The sequence below is a fragment of the Ureibacillus thermophilus genome, assembly GCF_004331915.1.
GTDB lineage: Bacteria > Bacillota > Bacilli > Bacillales_A > Planococcaceae > Ureibacillus > Ureibacillus thermophilus.
The window spans coordinates 1921372-1941802 of record NZ_CP036528.1 but is presented as its reverse complement, the minus strand read 5'-3'; the positions used below and the strand labels follow the sequence as shown (position 1 = coordinate 1941802).

General features: G+C 39.3%; 25 protein-coding genes. All 25 read right to left on the bottom strand.

What is annotated here, in order from left to right; genetic code table 11:
• Window positions 1-81: 81 nt before the first annotated feature.
• On the bottom strand, window positions 82-1785 hold the full coding sequence (gene recN, locus DKZ56_RS09595) for a DNA repair protein RecN (protein WP_208649791.1): 1704 nt from the start codon (window positions 1783-1785) through the stop codon (window positions 82-84).
• Between the two features lie 15 nt (window positions 1786-1800).
• Window positions 1801-2250, bottom strand: a complete 450-nt coding sequence (ahrC, locus tag DKZ56_RS09590) for a transcriptional regulator AhrC/ArgR (RefSeq protein WP_208649790.1) — start codon at window positions 2248-2250, stop codon at window positions 1801-1803.
• Between the two features lie 103 nt (window positions 2251-2353).
• The gene (locus DKZ56_RS09585) at window positions 2354-3172 is read right to left on the bottom strand and encodes a TlyA family RNA methyltransferase (protein ID WP_208649789.1); all 819 of its coding nucleotides are present in this window, start codon (window positions 3170-3172) and stop codon (window positions 2354-2356) included.
• Window positions 3169-5076: a 1-deoxy-D-xylulose-5-phosphate synthase gene (gene dxs, locus DKZ56_RS09580; RefSeq protein WP_208649788.1), complete on the bottom strand. Its 1908-nt coding sequence runs from the start codon at window positions 5074-5076 to the stop codon at window positions 3169-3171. The genes DKZ56_RS09585 and dxs overlap by 4 nt, the downstream gene beginning before the upstream one ends.
• 91 nt (window positions 5077-5167) lie before the next feature.
• The gene (locus DKZ56_RS09575; RefSeq protein WP_208649787.1) at window positions 5168-6052 is read right to left on the bottom strand and encodes a polyprenyl synthetase family protein; all 885 of its coding nucleotides are present in this window, start codon (window positions 6050-6052) and stop codon (window positions 5168-5170) included.
• 4 nt (window positions 6053-6056) lie between these two features.
• Window positions 6057-6284 carry an exodeoxyribonuclease VII small subunit gene (locus DKZ56_RS09570; RefSeq protein ID WP_208649786.1) on the bottom strand — a complete coding sequence of 76 codons (228 nt, stop codon included), beginning with the start codon at window positions 6282-6284 and terminating at the stop codon, window positions 6057-6059.
• Window positions 6277-7632, bottom strand: a complete 1356-nt coding sequence (xseA, locus tag DKZ56_RS09565; protein WP_208649785.1) for an exodeoxyribonuclease VII large subunit — start codon at window positions 7630-7632, stop codon at window positions 6277-6279. Before xseA ends, DKZ56_RS09570 begins: the two co-directional genes overlap by 8 nt.
• A gap of 108 nt (window positions 7633-7740) precedes the next feature.
• Window positions 7741-8595 carry a bifunctional methylenetetrahydrofolate dehydrogenase/methenyltetrahydrofolate cyclohydrolase FolD gene (gene folD / locus DKZ56_RS09560; RefSeq protein ID WP_208649784.1) on the bottom strand — a complete coding sequence of 285 codons (855 nt, stop codon included), beginning with the start codon at window positions 8593-8595 and terminating at the stop codon, window positions 7741-7743.
• Between the two features lie 48 nt (window positions 8596-8643).
• Window positions 8644-9030, bottom strand: a complete 387-nt coding sequence (nusB, locus tag DKZ56_RS09555; protein WP_208649783.1) for a transcription antitermination factor NusB — start codon at window positions 9028-9030, stop codon at window positions 8644-8646.
• A gap of 210 nt (window positions 9031-9240) precedes the next feature.
• A complete protein-coding gene (locus DKZ56_RS09550; RefSeq protein WP_245989402.1) occupies window positions 9241-9381 on the bottom strand; it encodes a YfhE family protein in 141 nt (46 codons plus the stop codon).
• Between the two features lie 56 nt (window positions 9382-9437).
• Window positions 9438-10928, bottom strand: a complete 1491-nt coding sequence (gene glpK, locus DKZ56_RS09545) for a glycerol kinase GlpK (RefSeq protein ID WP_208649782.1) — start codon at window positions 10926-10928, stop codon at window positions 9438-9440.
• A gap of 142 nt (window positions 10929-11070) precedes the next feature.
• Window positions 11071-11484: an Asp23/Gls24 family envelope stress response protein gene (locus DKZ56_RS09540; RefSeq protein WP_208649781.1), complete on the bottom strand. Its 414-nt coding sequence runs from the start codon at window positions 11482-11484 to the stop codon at window positions 11071-11073.
• A 111-nt stretch (window positions 11485-11595) separates the two neighbouring features.
• Window positions 11596-12585 (bottom strand): LLM class flavin-dependent oxidoreductase, encoded by a 990-nt coding sequence (locus DKZ56_RS09535; protein ID WP_208649780.1) that lies wholly within the window; start codon window positions 12583-12585, stop codon window positions 11596-11598.
• A gap of 249 nt (window positions 12586-12834) precedes the next feature.
• A complete protein-coding gene (gene accC, locus DKZ56_RS09530) occupies window positions 12835-14211 on the bottom strand; it encodes an acetyl-CoA carboxylase biotin carboxylase subunit (protein WP_208649779.1) in 1377 nt (458 codons plus the stop codon).
• Window positions 14212-14231: 20 nt separating this feature from the next.
• Window positions 14232-14759 (bottom strand): acetyl-CoA carboxylase biotin carboxyl carrier protein, encoded by a 528-nt coding sequence (gene accB / locus DKZ56_RS09525; protein ID WP_208649778.1) that lies wholly within the window; start codon window positions 14757-14759, stop codon window positions 14232-14234.
• Window positions 14760-14934: 175 nt separating this feature from the next.
• Entirely contained in the window at window positions 14935-15477 is a 543-nt protein-coding gene (locus DKZ56_RS09520; protein ID WP_208649777.1) for a SpoIIIAH-like family protein, read from the bottom strand.
• A complete protein-coding gene (locus DKZ56_RS09515) occupies window positions 15474-15872 on the bottom strand; it encodes a hypothetical protein (protein ID WP_208649776.1) in 399 nt (132 codons plus the stop codon). The genes DKZ56_RS09520 and DKZ56_RS09515 overlap by 4 nt, the downstream gene beginning before the upstream one ends.
• A gap of 69 nt (window positions 15873-15941) precedes the next feature.
• On the bottom strand, window positions 15942-16079 hold the full coding sequence (locus DKZ56_RS09510) for a hypothetical protein (protein ID WP_208649775.1): 138 nt from the start codon (window positions 16077-16079) through the stop codon (window positions 15942-15944).
• Window positions 16076-16987, bottom strand: coding sequence for a stage III sporulation protein AE (locus DKZ56_RS09505; RefSeq protein ID WP_208649774.1), 912 nt, complete (start codon window positions 16985-16987; stop codon window positions 16076-16078). The genes DKZ56_RS09510 and DKZ56_RS09505 overlap by 4 nt, the downstream gene beginning before the upstream one ends.
• Window positions 16988-16998: 11 nt before the next feature.
• Window positions 16999-17376 carry a hypothetical protein gene (locus DKZ56_RS09500; RefSeq protein WP_208649773.1) on the bottom strand — a complete coding sequence of 126 codons (378 nt, stop codon included), beginning with the start codon at window positions 17374-17376 and terminating at the stop codon, window positions 16999-17001.
• A gap of 3 nt (window positions 17377-17379) precedes the next feature.
• The gene (locus tag DKZ56_RS09495; RefSeq protein ID WP_016837737.1) at window positions 17380-17583 is read right to left on the bottom strand and encodes a hypothetical protein; all 204 of its coding nucleotides are present in this window, start codon (window positions 17581-17583) and stop codon (window positions 17380-17382) included.
• 151 nt (window positions 17584-17734) lie between these two features.
• Window positions 17735-18295, bottom strand: coding sequence for an elongation factor P (efp, locus tag DKZ56_RS09490; RefSeq protein WP_208649772.1), 561 nt, complete (start codon window positions 18293-18295; stop codon window positions 17735-17737).
• A gap of 16 nt (window positions 18296-18311) precedes the next feature.
• The gene (locus DKZ56_RS09485; RefSeq protein WP_208649771.1) at window positions 18312-19373 is read right to left on the bottom strand and encodes a M24 family metallopeptidase; all 1062 of its coding nucleotides are present in this window, start codon (window positions 19371-19373) and stop codon (window positions 18312-18314) included.
• Window positions 19370-19816, bottom strand: coding sequence for a type II 3-dehydroquinate dehydratase (gene aroQ, locus DKZ56_RS09480; protein WP_208649770.1), 447 nt, complete (start codon window positions 19814-19816; stop codon window positions 19370-19372). Before aroQ ends, DKZ56_RS09485 begins: the two co-directional genes overlap by 4 nt.
• Window positions 19817-19850: 34 nt before the next feature.
• Window positions 19851-20303: a hypothetical protein gene (locus DKZ56_RS09475; RefSeq protein ID WP_208649769.1), complete on the bottom strand. Its 453-nt coding sequence runs from the start codon at window positions 20301-20303 to the stop codon at window positions 19851-19853.
• Window positions 20304-20431 lie beyond the last annotated feature (128 nt).

The following is a 20431-nucleotide window of genomic DNA, read 5'->3' as shown; positions in this document are numbered from 1 at the left end:
TTAATAATGTGAGGTAAATATTTGTCGCTTAGGTACTTTCAAATTCAGTAAAAAGGTGAACGATTTTCATTCAGCCGGAACTTAATTGGATGCCAATTGGCGAATTGTACGTTTCTTTTCGCTTGCTAATTGCAATAATTCCTTAGCATGTTGAAGGGTTAATTCCGTAATTTCAGCACCGCTCATCATGCGGCTAATTTCCTCGACGCGTTTTTCTTCTTCAATTTTTTCAACTGTTGTGAAGGTACGGTTATGATCCACTTGTTTTGAAATTAAATAATGCTGGTCTGCCATAGCGGCTACTTGCGGCAAGTGGGAAATACATAATACTTGAGAGTTTAAAGAAATATTGGCAATCTTTTCAGCGATTGCTTGAGCTACTCTTCCGCTCACACCAGTATCCACTTCATCAAAAATAATAGATGTAATTTGTGATTTAGATGAAAAAATCGTTTTTAATGCCAACATCATTCTCGACAATTCTCCACCAGAAGCAATTTTTGGCAAAGATTTAGGCGGTTCGCCAACATTGGTGGATATATAGAATGATATATAGTCTTTCCCATTGATGTCGAAATTATGTAAACGCTCGAACTGGACGATGAATTTCGCTTTTTCCATATGTAAATCACGAAGTTCATTCATAATCGCTTCACTTAATACTGCTGCACATTTTTTCCGCACTTTTGTCAATTCATCGCATAAATAGTCTAATTCCGCTTCCATTTTTCTCAGCTGCTGTTCTTTTTGCTGAATGGCCTCATCACGATGTAAAAGGGTATTTAATTCTTCCTTGATTTTCTCATAATATGAAATAATCTCTTCTACCGTGCTTCCGTATTTTCTTTTTAATAATTGGTATTGAGCAAGACGGGATTCCACTTCATTTAAACGTTCCGGATCAAATTCAAGTTCGTCAATAATATTTTTTATTTGATAAGAAGCATCCTGCAGGGCATAGAAGGAAGAGGAGACCGCTTCAAAAGAATCGCTGAACTGTTCATCTAACGGAACGATATCTTCTAAAGCGCTCATGGCATCTCCAATACAATCAAGCCCCTTCATTTCACCGGAGATGGCTTCATAGGCATTGATGGCATGTTCGTATATTTTATGGAAGTTTTGAAGCCGCTTCCGTTCTTCGAGCAGCTCTTCTTCTTCTTTTACCGATAATTTGGCATCTTCCAATTCTTGAATTTGGAATTGGTATAAATCAATGCGTTGGGCTATTTGTTGTTCATTTATATTAATGGCGTTCATTTCTTTTTTTAATGCCCGATATTCTTCATATAAACGCTGATATTTTTCTTTAATCGGCTGCAATTGTTTCTCGGCAAATTGATCCAGCAAATCGATGTGGCGCTTTTCATCCATCAATTCTTGGTTTTCATGTTGGCCGTGAATGTCCACAAGAGTTGAGCCGATTTCCCGCAAAATGGATAATGGCACCAATTTTCCGTTCACACGGCAGATGCTTTTTCCATTATCATTAATATCCCTTCGCAAAATGATGGTTCCTTCTTCTTGTTCAATTCCTGCTTCCGTCAATTTTTCAAAGGCAGGATGATGGTCAGGAACAAAAAATAGTCCGGTTAGTTCTGCCTTTTTCGCACCATGTCGAACAAATTCCTGGCTGGCTCGTCCGCCGCAAAGGAGATGAACCGCATCGATAATGATGGATTTTCCTGCCCCGGTTTCTCCCGTAAGAACGGTTAAGCCATTTTCAAAATGCACAGTCAATTCTTCAATAATGGCGAAATTTCGTATATTTAATTCTTTTAACAAACGGACCACCTCAAATTACAGTAAATCTAAAATTCGCTGCTTAATAACTTCTCGATGTTCCACTTCCCTGACGATAATTAAAATCGTATCGTCTCCTGATAGCGTCCCTAAGACTTCCGGCCATTCCAGATGATCAATTAATACTGCAACCGCATTGCCGTTGCCTGGAAGAGTTTTTAGCATTAAAAAATGGTCCACCCCGTCGATGCTGATAAAAGAATCGGTTAATGCTCTTTGCAATTTTTGCAATGGGTTGAATCGTTGGTCAGCAGGTAAACTGTATTTATATCGGCCATCTGGAAGCGGAACTTTTACTAAATGAAGTTCTTTTATGTCTCTTGAAACCGTTGCTTGAGTCACATTAAATCCAGCTTCTTTTAAAGCTTCCACTAAATCGTCTTGCGTTTCAATTTCATTATTCGCAATGATTTCACGAATTTTCATATGCCTTTGACCTTTGCTCATAGATACACCTCTTAATGAATATAAATGTATATTTATACTAACATTATATTTTATAATACCTCAAGTAAAAATAGGGAATGACCGATGCCATTCCCTGCTTTGCTTATTTCAATTCTTGATGCGCCAATTCTACGACTTTTTTATAGTCTGTAAATGGCGTGATTTCGTGTCCATCCTGCGCTTTTTTCAAATGGAATAAAAATTCAATATTGCCTTCTCCACCTGTAATCGGCGAGTAAGTTGCATTTTTCACGACAAATCCTGTTTCTGTTGCCATTTTTGCCGTGTTTTCCAACACTTCAAGATGGGTCTTTGGATCGCGTACAATGCCTTTTTTGCCGACTTTTTCTTTTCCTGCTTCAAATTGCGGTTTGACAAGGGCTACCACATCACCATCCGGAAGCAATATATTATATAAAACAGGCAAAATCAGCGATAAAGAAATAAAAGATACGTCAATCGTCGCAAAATCCGGCAAGCCTTTTGTAAAATCTTCCGGTTTGGAATAGCGGAAATTGGTTTTCTCCATTACTGTAACCCGTTCATCCTTCCGCAATTTCCAAGCGAGTTGGTTTGATCCTACATCCAAGGCATAGCAATGTTTTGCACCATTTTGAAGAGCGCAATCAGTAAATCCTCCTGTGGAAGCGCCGATGTCCAACATTAATTTTCCTTCCACATTTAAATCAAATTCTTTTAATGCCTTCTCCAGCTTCAACCCGCCGCGGCTTACATATTTTAAGTGCTCCCCTTTTACTTCCAAAGGCGCATCAATCGGGATTTTTTCCCCCGGCTTATCAATCCGAACTTCCTTTGAAAAAACTATGCCCGCCATAATTGCTCTTTTTGCTTTTTCACGGGTTTCAAATAATCCCCGTTCCACAAGCAGCACATCTACTCGTTCTTTTTGCGTCTTTGTCATACTGTTTTCTTACCTAATCTCTTTTGATTTTTCACTAAATATTCAATGCGGGCAATCGTTTCTTCTTTCGTGATGTGCAGTTCTTCGAGCAATAAATCAACGCTGCCGTGATCGACAAAACGGTCAGGGATGCCCATCCGTTCAATTTCAACATGATTGTATTTATTATCGCTGGCAAATTCCAATATAGCACTGCCAAAACCGCCGTTTAAAACCCCTTCTTCAATCGTTAAAATCGGGATATTTTGCCTCATGAGATCATGAAGCATTTCATCATCCAACGGTTTTATGAATCTTGCATTTATCACTTTTACGTGGATATTTTGCTTTTCGAGTTCCGCCGCCGCCTCCATTGCCATAGGGATGGTTGTACCAAACGTTATAATAGCTGCGTCTTTTCCTTCTTTCAACACTTCCCATGTGCCGATTGGAATCGTTTGCAATTCTTCATCTAGAGGAACCCCAAGACCATTCCCGCGCGGATATCGAAGAGCAATCGGTCCATCATTATACTCAATGGCCGTTTTCACCATATGTTGACCTTCATTTTCATCTTTTGGCATCATAATGACTAAATTCGGAATATGCCGCAAGAAGGCGATGTCAAATACACCTTGATGGGTATCGCCGTCTGCACCAACAAGCCCTGCCCGGTCGATGCCAATGAACACATTCAATTTTTGGCGTGCGATATCATGCAAAACTTGGTCATAAGCCCGTTGCAAAAATGTGGAATAAATCGCTAGAAACGGCTTCATTTTTTGTGTTGCAAGCCCCGCCGCCATTGTCGCTGCATGCTGTTCTGCAATGCCTACATCAAAAAAGCGGTCAGGGAAATCTTTTTGAATGCCTTCCATTTTAGAACCTACTGGCATCGCAGGGGTAATGGCAACAATTCGTTTGTCTTCCTTCATTAATTTTCTGACCGTCTCTGAAACTAAGCTAGACCAAGAAGGGCCTTTGGCATTGTTCTTTACAAAAGCGCCTGTTTCAATTTTATATGGCCCCGTCCCATGCCATGTTCCGATTTTATCTTCTTCCGCCGGCTTGTACCCTTTCCCTTTTTTCGTGACAACATGGACAAGCACAGGGCGGTCTTCTACTTTTTTTGCATACTCCAACGTTTTTTCTAAAGCGTCGAAATCATGGCCATCAATCGGACCCAAATATTTAAAGCCCATTTCCTCAAAAAACACGCCGGAAACGACTAAATATTTTAAACTGTCTTTTACACGGTCAGCGGCTTGAGCCAGTTTTCCTCCGAAAACTGGAACACGCTTCATTAATGATTCCAACTCTTCTTTTGCCTTTGAATATTCCTTGGCAGTTCTCAAACGACCTAGAATATTGTGCAATGCCCCTACATTTGGTGCAATGGACATTTCATTGTCATTTAGGATGACAATCATTCTTCGTTTGTCGTGGCCGATATGGTTCAACGCTTCTAATGCCATACCGCCAGTTAAGGCGCCGTCTCCGATAATGGGCACAATATAATTATTTTCCTTTTTGATATCCCGCGCAACAGCCATGCCCATCGCAGCAGAGAGGGAAGTGGAGCTATGGCCCGTTTCCCACTCATCGTGGACGCTTTCCGCCCGTTTCGGAAACCCGCTCAATCCCTTATATTGACGAAGGGTATCAAATTGCCCCGCCCTTCCTGTCAATATTTTGTGCACATAAGCTTGGTGTCCAACGTCCCATAACAATTTATCAAAAGGGCTATTAAAAGCTCGATGCAATGCAATCGTCAATTCTACAACACCTAAATTTGGTCCAATATGTCCGCCGGTTTTTGAGCATTTTTCAATTAAAAAATCTCGAATGTTTTGAGCAAGTTCTTCCAGCTGTTGTCTATTCAGCTTTTTTAAAAAGGATGGACCAGTAATTGTCGTTAAATCCATCTCTCACACACCTTTTCTTCAGTTTATTCACGTAGAAGTTTTCACTATTATAACAAGGGAAACTGTGTGGCAAAAGCAATTCATTTTGCATTTAATGATTTCGTGAAACAATATAGTTGGCAAATTCTCTTAAAAGCGTTGTATCTTCTGATAAACGATTCAATGCTTTCAATGCGAATTGGTAATGTTCCTGCAATTTTTGTTTTGCTCCATCCAGCGAAAGCAATGCCGGATATGTGCTTTTATTGCTTTCTTCGTCTTTTCCAGCCGTTTTTCCCAATTGTTCAGAAGTGCCTTCCACATCTAAAATATCATCTTGAATTTGGAATGCGATTCCAATATGATGGGCATATTCTATTAACGCTTCTCTTGCTTCTTTAGTTGCATCGGACAATATTGCTCCTGATTCAATGCTGAATCTTAAAATGGCGCCCGTTTTATTGCGGTGAATTTGCTCCAGTTCCGATAAATTCAACTCTCGATTCTCCCCATCTAAATCTAGCACTTGTCCACCAACCATGCCTTCCGCACCGCTTGCAATGCTTAATAAGTTAATGAGCTCCACTTTTTTCTCTGGGGAGACATTTTCCATTCTGGCTAACACGCCAAAAGCTAATGTGTTTAAAGCATCTCCTGCAAGGGTTGCCAGCGCCTCACCAAATACAACATGGTTTGTCGGTTTGCCGCGGCGCAATTCATCATTATCCATGCTTGGCAAATCGTCATGGATCAGGGAATATGTATGAATCATTTCCACAGCAGCCCCGACTGTATAGACTTCCTTTTGTTTATTATGAAACATTTCTGAAACCGCAACGACAAAAAGTGGGCGGATTCGTTTTCCTCCTGCTTTTAACGAGTATAACATTGAATCTTTCAATGCTTGCGGTGCATGGAGCCGCTCCACTTGGTCAACAATCTCCCGGTTAATCGCTTCAAGATGTTCGTTGATAAATTGCTTTAATCGATTGCTCATTCGTTTATTCCTCTCCATTAGTTGGTTCAAAAGGCTTTTTCTCGCCGTTTTCATTGACAATTGAAATCAATTGTTCTTCTGCATGCTGCAGTTTTTCGTGGCAAAATTTCGATAGTTCCATTCCTTTTTTATACAAATCAATGGCTTCCTCTAACGGAACATCTCCCTGTTCTAATCTTCGCACAATCTCTTCTAATTCAATCATTGCCTCGGCAAAAGTATGTTTAGTCATCATTTTCACCAACTTTTTCTCGAATTTCAATTACTTTGGCTTCCACAAAGCCATCATGGAACTGAACGGAAACTTCATCTTGCTTCTTCACTTGAGATATTGATTTAACGACCATACCATCTTTATATGTAACGCTAAAGCCTCTCTCCATGATTGTCAATGGATTTAGAGCTTGCAAGGTTCGAATGGCATATAAATAATGGTCTTTTTTTCGATTCAGCAGTTGAAAAGCTGACCGGGATAACATATTCGATAGTTGTTCCACTTGTTTTTTATAATAGACAATGGAATTTAAAGGAGAATGAATTTTTAATGCGCCATCCAATTGTGACAATTCATTTCTCTTTTTCATCAAGTACATTTGGCTTGCTCTCTGCAAATTCATATCCGCCTGAATGAGCCGCTCCGTAAAAGGGCGGTACAATCTCTCAGGATGAGATAAAGGATAAGATTCTTGCAGCTTCTTGAGCCGATTTCTTTCATAAATCAGCCTGCTTCTAACCATTTGATGCATCTGGGATTGAATGCTTAAAATCCGTTGATACAACTCTTGAATGTTCGGTACAGCAAGTTCTGCTGCAGCAGTTGGCGTCGGGGCGCGGAGATCAGCCACAAAATCAGCAATCGTTGTGTCGGTTTCATGCCCCACAGCACTGATAATCGGAATTCGGCTTTCAAAAATGGCTCTTGCTACGATTTCTTCATTGAAAGCCCATAAGTCTTCAATGGATCCTCCGCCCCTGCCGACAATTAACACATCGCAAAGACCATGCTTATTTGCCAGCTGAATATTTTTGGCAATGGATTCAGCCGCCCCAACCCCTTGAACGAGGGTCGGGTAGATGATGATTTCTGCCAAGGGATATCTTCTTTTAATAGTTGTGCAAATATCCCGGATGGCTGCACCAGAAGTTGCTGTACAAACACCTATTGTCTTTGGAAAGTTTGGAATCGGCTGCTTGAATCTAGGATCAAATAAACCTTCTTTATGTAATTTTTCTTTTAATTGCTGGAAGGCGATGTAAAGGCTTCCAATGCCATCTGGTTCCATGGAAAGTACATATAATTGATAAGAACCTTGAGCCTCGTAAACATTGACATCTCCACGTATAAACACTTGCATGCCATCTTCTGGTTTAAACTTTAATTGGCTTGCTTGAGAGCGGAACATGAGCGCATTGATTCGAGCAGCATCGTCTTTTAAGGTGAAGTAAATATGGCCGGATGGATGAATTTTCACGTTTGATAATTCACCTTTCACATAGACGTCGCGCAAATGGGGATCCGCATCAAATTTTCTCTTAATATATTTTGTTAAAGCTTTGACCGTTAAATAAGAAGATGGCATGAAGAATCTCTCCTTTTTAAATGGCTGTTATAGTACAAATATTACAACCAATAGAAAAGCTGTTTTCCTAGAAAAACAGCTTCCACATTTATTGTACCTGTTTCATCTTTATTTGTCGCCTAAAGTTTTTTCAGCTGATTTTACAGTATTATACAATAACATTGTAATCGTCATTGGGCCTACTCCACCTGGCACTGGTGTGATATAGGAAGAAATTGGTTCTACCTCTTCAAAATCCACATCTCCAACCAATTTGTTGTTTTCATCCCGGTTGATGCCTACATCAATCACAACAGCTCCCGGTTTTACATGCTCTTTTGTAATAAATTTTGGACGTCCAACTGCCGCCACTAATATATCTGCTTGTTTTGTAATGGAAGGCAAATCTTTCGTTTTAGAATGGGTATATGTAACCGTTGCATCTTTTTGCAGTAACAGTTGCCCCATTGGTTTGCCCACGATATGGCTGCGACCTACAACGACCGCATGCTTGCCTGCTATTTCAATTCCGGAATATTCTAATAGCTTCATTACGCCAAATGGAGTGCATGGCAAGAATGTATCTTGTCCAAGCATCATTTTCCCAACGCTCACCGGAGAAAAACCATCTACATCCTTTTCCGGTGAAATCGCAGCAATCACGTGATCTTCATTAATATGTTTTGGAAGTGGCAATTGCACTAAAATTCCATGGATATCCTTGCGCTCATTTAACGTCTGGATTTGTTCCAACAATTCTTCTTCCGTTGTATTCTCTGGCAATTTAATTACTTCGGAATAAATTCCGATTTCTTGACAGGAACGATGTTTGTTGCGAACGTATGTTTGAGAAGCAGGATCTTCACCAACTAAAATGACCGCAAGCCCTGGTGTGACTCCCTTATTCTTCAATTCAGCCACTTTTTCTGCAATTTCTTTTCGAATTTGTTGTCCGATTTCTTTCCCATTAATGAGTTGAGCCATTCTTATTTCCTCCCAATATCAGAGAATTGAAAAACATATATATTAAAATTATTGTTCAACAAATTTTGAGAGCACACCATTGACAAATTTGCTGGATTTTTCATCTCCATAAGTTTTGGCAAGTTCAATGGCTTCATCCAATACTACTGCTGGCGGCGTTTCTTCCATGTACTTCAGTTCATATAATGCCATTCGCAAAATCGTTCTTTCGATTTTTGGCAAACGATATAAAGACCAATTTTCCAATTTTTGTTTCAATCGTTCATCAATTTCTTCAAGATTTTTTGCCACGCCATAGACAAGCGTTTTGAAAAAAGGATTCAATTCCTGATCTTCTTCAAAAATATGGCTGATAGCTTCTTCTAAAGTTAAATCTGTATTATCAAGTTGAAATAAAACTTGCAACGCTTTCTCACGAATTTCGTGCCGCTTCATATTATAACTCCTTCATTTCTAACATTCGTACCTAATTATAACTATTGTTTTCAAAAAATACATTAGTAAATCACAATTTCTTAGAAATACAACATTTACTATTATAACATGACTACAAAAAAGAGTTCTGTTAGTATTGATAAAAAATTTTAAATTGAGCAGTGGAAAGCTCCATCCGTCTTTTTGGACAAATGGAGCTTAAAAAACAAATTACATATTGATTTTGTTTTCATGCTCAATATTTTTTGCCGTTTCTTTTGCCTGTTTAAAATCTCTTTGATAAAGCACTTCTTGCGCTTTTGTAAGCCCGTTGTTTTTCTCCGTCAATCTTTCATGAATCGGCTTTTTCATCATCTCTCTCCTTTCAAATGGTTTCCTCATTAGTTTGAGCTTCATTTGGAGAGATATTATTTAAAACTTCTTGCTGCATTGACTGCTTTTTTCCAGCCTTGATACAATTCTTCCCGTTTTTCTGCGCTCATCGTCGGCTCAAATCTGCGTTCCAAGTTCCAATGTTTTTCAATCTCTTCTTTGTTTTTCCAGAAACCAACAGCAATGCCGGCAAGATAAGCGGCTCCTAAAGCGGTTGTTTCATTGACAGATGGCCGCTCAACAGGCACATTTAAAATATCGGACTGGAACTGCATGAGCAGATTGTTTTTTACCACTCCGCCATCCACCCGCAAAGACTTTAATTGAATTTCTGAATCCGTTTCCATGGCGCTGCACACATCTTTCGTTTGATAAGCCAATGATTCCAGTGTTGCACGAATAAAGTGCTCTTTCGTTGTTCCCCGGGTCAACCCGAAAACAGCACCTCTCACATCGCTGTCCCAATACGGTGTTCCGAGTCCGACGAAAGCTGGTACGACATAAACGCCCTCAGTCGAATCGACTCTTTCTGCATATTTTTCGCTTTCGCTGGAATGCTGGAACATGCGCAGTCCGTCCCTTAACCATTGAATGGCAGAACCCGCTACAAAAATGCTTCCTTCCAAAGCATATTCCACTTTTCCATCAATTCCCCATGCGATGGTTGTCAGTAAACCGTGCTTCGATTTTACTGCTCTATCTCCGGTATTCATCAACATAAAGCAGCCTGTACCGTATGTATTTTTGACCATTCCAGGTGTAAAGCAGGCTTGGCCAAAAAGGGCTGCTTGCTGATCCCCAGCAATGCCGGCAATGGGCACCTCAACGCCAAAAAAATTCTTTTTGGAAACATAACCATAAATTTCGGAAGATGGCCTCACTTTAGGAAGCATGGCAATTGGCACATCTAATAATTCTAGCAATTCCTCATCCCATTTTAAATCATAAATATTGTACATTAAAGTTCTGGAAGCATTGGAATAATCCGTTACATGCACTGCCCCTTCCGTCAGTTTCCAAATAATCCATGTATCAATAGTGCCAAACAATAATTCGCCCTTCTCCGCTTTTTCCCTCGCACCATCCACATGATCCAAAATCCATTTCACTTTCGTACCGGAGAAATAAGGGTCTATTAATAAACCTGTTTTGTTTCTGAAAAGTTCAGCATGCCCATCTTCCTTCAACTTATCGCAAATTTCAGCTGTTTGTCTTGATTGCCAAACGATGGCATTGTAGATCGGATTGCCGCTCTTTTGATCCCATACAACGGTTGTTTCCCTTTGATTAGTAATTCCGATGGCAGCGATTTGTTCAGGCTGGATGTTTTTTTCCGTTAAAACTTGCGCAATAACAGCCAGGACAGAACTCCAAATTTCATTCGCATCATGTTCCACCCATCCAGTTTTCGGAAAATATTGTTTGAATTCCTGTTGAGCAATATGGACAACTTTCCCCTTTTGATTAAATAAAATCGCCCTTGTGCTCGTCGTCCCCTGGTCAAGAGCCAAAATATAGTTCTCCATAAAGTTTCTCCTTCCGCCATTTCCTTTAGATTTATGTATTTTATTCTCGATGATTTTTCATATTCCTTTTCGGAAAAGAAAAAATAAAAAACATCAAAGGATTCCAGAAAAGGTCATCCTTGATGTTGTTTGAAATTTATTTTTATATGGAAGATTCCTCTTCAGCATTTGTTTCAAATTGAATCGCTGTAATATGGACGTTGACTTCGCTTGTTTCGATGGAAGTCATATTATAAATCGCTTGTCGAATCGCTGTTTGAATGTCTTTTGCCACTTTTGGAATCGAATAGCCGAATTTTACCGTACAATAAACGTCGATAATGATTTCGCCTTCATCCGTAATCGCCGCTTTCACACCTTTGGAATGCACTTTTTTGCCGAAACGCTCCGCAACGCCAGAAGCAAAATTGCCGCGAGTCGATGCAACCCCTTCAACTTCATTGGTGGCAATCCCTGCAATCACTTCAATTACTTCAGGGGCCACTTCGATTGTTCCAAGTTCTTCTTTTCCGGAAGGAGCAGGTTGTACAAACGCTTTTCCAGACTTCTCAGCCATCTCTTTCATCCTCTCTTTTCTTTTCAAAACTGGCACTAAAACCATTGTGTTTATTATTATACAAAATTTTTTCACATACCTGTACAGAAACAAAGGAATTCATAGAAGTTTCTATGAATGTTCCTTGAAAACTTGGGCAAGGTATTCTAAAGATTGCTGTCTTTTCTTCTGGTCAAAGATTGGACAGTTCACCATAATTTCATCAATCGGTTTGTTTCTTTCGGAACAAAAGTCCATAATTTTGCGAAAAACGGTTTCTTTTGAACCAGCAAAGGTATATTTCAATGTGTGCATCACTTGTTGTTTCTCATAATCATTCCATAATAATTCCATATTGGCAGGAGGAGGCGTTTTCCCTTTTTTACCCCGAATCATTCGCAAAAATTGCTGATAGAGGGTGCTTGCCAAAAATTCCCCTTCTTCATCCGTTTCTCCTACAATGGCATTGATGCTGACCATCGTATAAGGGGATTGTAAATATTCTGAAGGTGTAAAATGGCGATGGTAGCAATCAATGGCATCATCTAATAAGTCTGGTGCAAAGTGGCTGGCAAAAGCAAAAGGCAACCCTAAAATGCCGGCAAGTCTTGCACTGTATAAACTGGAACCCAACAGCCAAATAGGGATGTTTAAGCCTTTGCCCGGCACGGCAATCACTGCCCGCTCTTCATCTTCAAAATAGCTCATCAATTCATCCACCAATTGATCAAATTGATAGGCGCCCGCTTCATCCCGTCTTAACGCTCTTGCAGTCAACATATCCGTTCCAGGAGCCCGGCCCAATCCTAAATCGATTCTTCCCGGGAACATGGATTCCAATGTTCCAAATTGTTCCGCAACAACTAAAGGTGAATGGTTAGGAAGCATGATACCTCCTGCACCGACGCGGATTTTATTCGTTGCCCCCGCCAAGTAGCAAATGAGAACCGCTGTGGCGGAACTGGCAATGCCCTCCATATTATGATGTTCTGCCACCCAATACCGATAATATCCACATTTTTCTGCTACTTGTATTAAATCCCGGCTGTGGCGAAAAGCATCCGCCGGAGTCTCACCTTCCAAAACAGGAGCCAAATCAAGGACGGAAAATTTTGGAGACATCTATTCCACTTCCTTTCTATGCATAACAAAAGTATAAACTTATCCAATTCTTTTGACTAATATTTTTCCAATAAAGGAAAATTTCTGATTGCGCTTATAATCTACTAGCAAATCCATTTTAGATTATGGAGAATGATGGAGCAAATATTCTAACTGCAATCGTTGATGACATAGTTTTAGTAATTTCTAGAATTTCCTGTTTATTTGCAAAAAAAAAGAGCCTCCCTTAGGAAGACTCTTCTATTACCATCAGTTTTTCATTGTTTCTTTTTTCACATTAAGCACATCGTTTTCTTCAAGGAATTTCGTATTGAATTTTCCTGATTTAAACACTTCGTTATCCATTAATGCTAAATGGAAAGGAATTGTTGTATGGATACCAGGTCCTTCCACAACAAATTCGCTTAATGCACGTTTCATGCGGGCAATTGCTTCTTCACGAGTATCCGCATGGACAATTAATTTTGCCACCATGGAATCGTAGTATGGCGGGATTGTGTAGCCAGGATACACCGCAGAGTCAATGCGCACTCCAGGGCCGCCAGGTGTAATATATGTTTCAACTGTACCAGCAGCTGGCATAAAGTTTTTGTATGCGTTTTCTGCATTGATGCGGCATTCAATTGCCCATCCTTTTAATTGAATATCTTCTTGTTTAATTGTTAATTTTTCGCCAGAAGCAATTAATAATTGTTGTTTTACTAGATCGATGCCAGTAACCATTTCAGTAACTGGGTGTTCTACTTGGATACGCGTATTCATTTCCATGAAGTAGAACTTGTCCTCTTTATAATCGTAAATAAATTCGATTGTACCAGCACCTTCATAGCCGCAAGCTTTTGCCGCTTTTACTGCCGCTTCACCCATCTCAGCACGTCTTTCTGGTGAAAGGGCAGGAGATGGAGCTTCCTCTACTAATTTTTGCATACGGCGTTGTACTGTACAGTCACGTTCTCCTAAATGGATTACATTTCCATACGCATCTGCCAATACTTGGATTTCGCAGTGACGGAAGAACTCGATGTATTTTTCCAAATATACACCAGGATTTCCGAAAGCTGCTTGAGCTTCTTTTTGAGTAATTTCAATACCTTTTACTAATTCTTCTTCCGTACGAGCAACACGGATACCTTTACCGCCACCGCCAGCAGTTGCTTTAATGATGACTGGATAGCCTATTTCAGCTGCCCATTTTTTACCTGTTTCAATATCAGGAACAATGCCTGTACCAGGAACAAGAGGCACTCCAGCTTTTTGCATTTCCGCTCGGGCAACGTCTTTTATACCCATGATGTGAATGGATTTAGAAGAAGGTCCAATGAATTTAATTCCCGCATTTTCACATGCTTCCGCAAAGTCAGCATTTTCAGCAAGGAATCCATAACCCGGATGGATTCCATCAGCACCTGTTTTTTCAGCAACACTTAATACAGCTGGAAAACTCAAGTAGGAATCTTTTGATAATTTTGGACCAATGCAGTATGCTTCATCCGCAAGTTTTACGTGCAAAGCATCCCGGTCAGCTTCAGAATAAACAGCTACTGTTTGAATTCCTAATTCTTTACAAGCGCGAATAACTCGAACCGCAATCTCGCCACGGTTAGCGATTAATACTTTTTTTAACATTTAGGTAGGCACCCCTTACATTACTCTGTAGGTTTCACTAGGAATAGTGGTTGTCCAAATTCAACAAGTTGTTCGTTTTCTACAAGGATTTCAACGATTTCGCCTTTTACTTCTGCTTCGATTTCGTTGAATAGTTTCATTGCTTCAACGATACAAACCACTGTATCTGGCTCTACTTTGTCACCTACTTGTACATATGGAGGTGAATCTGGAGATGGAGCACGATAGAATGTTCCTACCATTGGAGATGTAATTTTATATAGTGTAGGATCATCTAATTTGCTTGATTTTTCAGCTGGAGCAGCTGCTTTTTCTTCTTGTTTTACTTCCACTTTTGGTTCAGCTTTTGGTTCTTCTTTTGGTTGTGGTGCTGCTTGTGGCTGAGCTTGTTGTACAACAGCCGGTGCTTGTGGAGTAATAACTTCTGTCACAACACCTTTATTTTTCTTTAATTTCAATTTTGCACCATCTACTTCATAAACAAATTCGTCAAGAGATGATGAGTCAACGAGTTTAATAATCTCACGAAGTTCTTGTACTTTAAACAAGATAGACACCCCTTCTTTTTTTTCAGTACAATAAACATTTTATATCCTTTCGACAAAATTTGAAACAATATTTTTAATTTTTCTATAAAACGCGCAAAAAACAGTGCATTCGTTGCGTAAACGAAGCACTGCGCGCCTTCTGTTATAGAACATACTTTTCATCAATATTATTATTTTAATAATAATTTGATTGAACACTTACTGTCACATTACTAATATCTTCTACTTTTTGGCGAACAAGATAAATAATTTCATCTGCTTGAGATTTTGAAATTTCATCTGATAACACTGTTACTGTCACTTTATCATCCTGAACATGGACTAATGCATCGGAATAGCCTAAGGATTCAATAAGCATTTCCAGCATTGCTTCTGCTGATTCTTTCTTAATGAGCTCATTCATTTCATTAAAAGCTTCATTCTTTTCCTCTGTACTTAAATCATCGGATGCAATTTTTTGTGTCAACTGCTCTCTTAATTGGCTTCGTTCATTAGCAATTTCCATTCTCAAATCCTCAAATAAATGGCTTTCTGATACAGTAGTCGTTGTTGTTTCTTCTTTATCAACGCTTGTCAATGTTGTTTCTTCAAGTGTTCCATCCGTAAAGATAGTCATTAAATTCACATTGCGATTTGGTTCAAATACATAATACACTGAAATCACAGCCGCTAAACTTAATAATGTTAATAGCCATACTGTTCTTCTTTTAACCTTCATTGTTCATCTCCTTTACTTTCCATCGGTACAATCATAATTCGATGAGCAGGCATTTGCATGACTTTGCTGACCGTTTCAAGAAGCTGCCTTTGAATTGCTGGATTTTTGGCCCCTTCCGAAACGATGAGCAATCCTGATATAGTAGTGGTTTGATTGGTTGAGCGGAAATAGTTGCTTAATGTCTCATTGGATTTCGATGGGTTTTCATCATAATGAAAGTAAACCTTTACTTTTCCAACACCTTCTATTTCACTTAAAGCTTGTTCAAGTCTACCTTCAGGCGAAAGAGTTTCAAACCCGCTGGCAGAATCACTTGTTGATGAAATGTACAGAATGAACGCTAGAACTGCAATCGGAATGATTAAGAAGTTTAACTTTGTCCATTTCTTTTCCACCTCACGTTCTTAGCGCCCCCTTTCCCTAATGTTCAAAACATTGTATGAAGAAAGTACAAGCTCTATGCTTTATAGATTTAGAAAATCTAACAAAGTGGTGATGACGATTAAAAAGGTTGCTAGTTTGACATAAACCATAATCTCACTTTCACCAGCGAGCAGCAGCAAACATTTTCCAATTAATATAATGGCGATTAATTTGATCAAAAACTTTTCCCCACCCCTAGCTGCAAGATAATCATAAAGATGAGCCACATGAAGACGAAGGCAATCCCCAACAAAATGGCGGATGCACACAAGATGAGCAGCGACTTTCCAATATCATCAAGAAACCCACTGATCGTTCCTCCTGAAAATGGCTCTACAATGGCAGCCAAAATTTTAAAAGTCATGGCGTGAATCAAAAGCTTTCCAGCAGGATAAAAAGCAGCCATCCAAAAGGCGGTCATAGCGCTGAATCCTGCAAAAGTAGTTGCTGCCGATTGGTATTTTTGGAATATTGAAAATCCTTCCACTATTAATGAACCAACAATCGGAATTGTCTGTTCAATCACCTTTTTTACAGGGCTTGCAATGGCTTTATCCACCGTAAAAAAGGCCACTCCCGCAAAGGATAAAAAGGCAACTAACAATAGAAGCGATGCGGTAATTAGCGTCATTACCGTGCCGCGGATTAAATCCGAAGCTTTTGAGAAGGACATTTCCCCAATAAATCTTGTACAAAAGTCAAGCAACATGGCGATTACAATTCCCGGAAGCAATACCTTTTGGCAAAGCAATATCAAAAATTCAAAAATGGCAATGACAATCGGGCTCCAAGCAATAAAGGAAAACACTGCATTTAACACAACGATAATCGACATTAAGATTGGAGTGATAGATAAAAAGAAGTCACTCGCAATATTCACAATATCTCCCATTAAACTGAACGCTTCCATTACAGTTTGTCCAAGTGTCAACACGAGGACAACAATGAATAAAGTATCTCCCCATTTTTTAAATTGCGGTACAAAGGCTTCCAAAGTGAGAAACAATATGGAATAGGTGAGGACCAATATGATCGATTTGCCTGCAATTTTTAATGGATCGAGAAAAATATTTAATAGTTCATCCATGTGAAAGCCCCTTATTGAAGCTTATCTAATATTGAGGTAAAGCTTGACAGCACTTTTGCAAATTCATTAACCCAATAAGTGAGCAATACGATCCGGACCGAAAACATCACAAATTCCCCCATCGTCTCATGCTCCCGTTCTTCGAAGAGCATTTTAAAAAATATCCCTAATTGATAGAACAGAGCTGAATAGACGAGTTGAGGAACATAGGGCACTGAATTTACATAGGAGAGGATTTGTCCAATTAATGGAAGTACAGATTGGGATATAAGAAAATGCAATATAATAAAGAAGAAAATGATGGCAATGAGTGAATAAAGTTTTGGAACCGTTTCTTTAATCAGTATTAAAATCAGTAGTAAAATTACGGCATACACTAAAATCGTCATCGCTTAATTCGTCAGCCACTGGAAAAATAACATTATTTCGCCGAAAAAAAGCCGTAAGAATCTGATCAGTTCTGCAGCCATATATAAATATGCGATGAAGAATATATAGAACGTAAATTCCTTCTTCCCTACTTGATCGAAAAAGACGTGCAGCAGTGCTATGATTAGTCCTACTCCTGCCACCCTTAATACGTCCTGTAATTCCATTTGACTCCTCCTTGTGAAAGCAATATATGAGCTTGTTCAATTAAATAGACCAAGAACCTAAAAAAAATGGACGTGCTTTTCACGTCCACAAAATCTTTCATCCCCAATAAAAAAAGGACGCAAAGAGCGCGTCCTTGAACATTGCATTCCATTAGTTGGCACGAGATACATAAGAGCCATCAGAAGTGTTGATCACTAATATATCGCCTTCGTTAACGAAGAATGGCACTTGCACCACAAGACCAGTTTCAAGAGTAGCAGGTTTTGAACCGCCTGAAGCTGTATCTCCTTTAATGCCTGGTTCTGTTTCAACCACTTTTAATTCTACTGTGTTTGGAAGTTCAACCCCAAGCATTTCGCCTTGATAAGTCATGATGTAAACTTCCATATTTTCTTTTAAGAATTTCAACTCATAGTCGATTTGGTTCGCATTTAATTCGATTTGTTCATAAGATTCCATGTCCATGAAAACATGAGATTCGCCTTGTGCATATAAATATTGCATTTTGCGGTTTTCAATCATCGCTTTTTCCACTTTTTCACCAGCGCGGAACGTTTTTTCTACAACGTTCCCGTTGCGCAAGTTGCGCAATTTGGAGCGGACAAAAGCTGCACCTTTACCAGGTTTTACGTGTTGGAAGTCAAGTACACGATATAATTCTCCATCAACAATGATTGTTAACCCTGTGCGAAAATCGTTCACTGAAATCATCAATATTCCTCCATCATTATAAGATAATTAATTCTTTCGGCGAATGAGTCAATCTTTCATTGCCAGTTTCCGTAATGACAATATCGTCTTCAATTCTTACTCCACCAATACCCGGCAAGTAAACGCCCGGTTCGACCGTCACTACCATATTCGGCTCTAAAACTTGCTCGGAACGGTAAGACAAGTTCGGACCTTCATGGACTTCTAAACCTATTCCATGACCTGTAGAATGGCCGAAAGCCTCACCATAGCCTCTTTCTGCCAAATAATCCCTTGCAATTTTGTCCGCTTCGATGCCTTTCATGCCCGGTTTGATTTTTTCAATAGCCAACAATTGGGCTTCTAACACCACGTTATACATTTCAACCAATTTTGCACTTGGCTGTCCAACGGCAATTGTTCGCGTCATGTCGGAAACATAGCCGTTATATATTGCACCGAAATCGAGGGTGACAAAATCGCCTTTTTCGATCACTTTATCTGTGGCAACACCGTGAGGCAATGCGCTTCGTAGACCACTTGCCACAATGGTATCGAAGGAAGAAGACGATGCACCTTGCTTGCGCATGAAAAATTCCAGCTCATTCGATACTTCTAGCTCAGTTACGCCAGGTTTAATAAAGTTTAAAATGTGTGAAAATGCAGCATCAGCAATTTCACATGCAACCTTTATAATCTTAATCTCTTCATCGGTCTTAATCAAGCGAATTTTTTCAATTACACCGGATAATGGGACAAGTTCCACATTTAATACTTTTTCATAGGATTCAAATTCTCCGTAAGTCATTGTATCTTTTTCAAAACCTAAAGTTTTGATTTTCCATTCATCTGCAATTTTCGCTACTTCCTTTAGTATGGAAGATTCCTGCTGAATAATGCGAAAGTCTTTCACTTGTTTTTTTGCCTGTTCTGTATAGCGAAAATCCGTAATGAATACCGCATCGTTTTTGGATACAACGGCTGCCCCGCTTGTTCCAGTAAACCCTGTCATATAACGGCGGTTGTACGGATTTGTAATAAGCATTGCATCCACTTGACGGCTTTCTAATTCTTTTCTTAATTTTTCAATTCTTTTCATCCTATTGTTCCTTCCTTATCTTGTAAAAACTTGCGCAATGCCAATTCATATCCAAAAGTTCCTAACCCACAAATTTGTCCGATACATTCGGCTGCAAGAAGGGATTTATGACGAAATTCTTCCCTTTTATGTATATTGGAAATATGAACTTCAATAACCGGGACCTTTACGCTTGCAATGGCGTCTTTTAAGGCAATGCTTGTATGCGTATAGGCTCCCGGATTAAAAACGATGCCATCGATTCCAACATCTTCCGCCTCATGAATCCAATCAATTAACTCCCCTTCATGATTGGACTGTTTAAATTCAATCTCTGCGTTGAATTCTTTCGCCAAGGCAACACATCGTTCTTTTACATCTTCCAGCGTTTCCGTTCCGTAAATTTCAGGCTCCCGTTTGCCCAGCCGATTCAAATTCGGCCCGTTCAACACTAATAATTTCATGCACAAGTCCCCTTTTTTTAAGAAAATTCCATTTTTATTTTATCACAGACTCCTTGTACGGCAACCTATTTCGTTCCAGTTGCGCTTGATAATGGAAGGAAGCCGTTTCAAAAATAAATCTTGCGGTGATAACCACCATGACAATAAAAGGAATTGATAGTTTTTTAAAAGAGTATAATTCGGCAGGCAAATCATAGATGAACCATTCTGCAATGACAGCAATCAACCCTCCAATAACTAAGGAAGTGATAAATGCAGGCACTTGATGAACATATTGCATGATTAAGTAAATAATAAAATTGATCAGAAAAATTACGACGGCCAAAAACAGCCAACTAATAAAGGGGTGGCTTTCTTCAAACAGATAATACTTTTTTGCAAACCCAATAGGATTCCAGTCTATGAAATGGAATACGGATAGCATTTTTATACTCGCTGTAAGAAAAATGGAACCGAACAAACTAGTAATGAAGGCCAAATACAACATAATTCCCACTCCTTTTTTTATATATTTTTTCCATTATGGAATTTTCCTATGCGTAACCGTAGTACTTTTGAAGAAAATTTAGTAAAATGAAAAAGTTAGTAGAATGAAATTTTGTTAGAGAGTGGTGT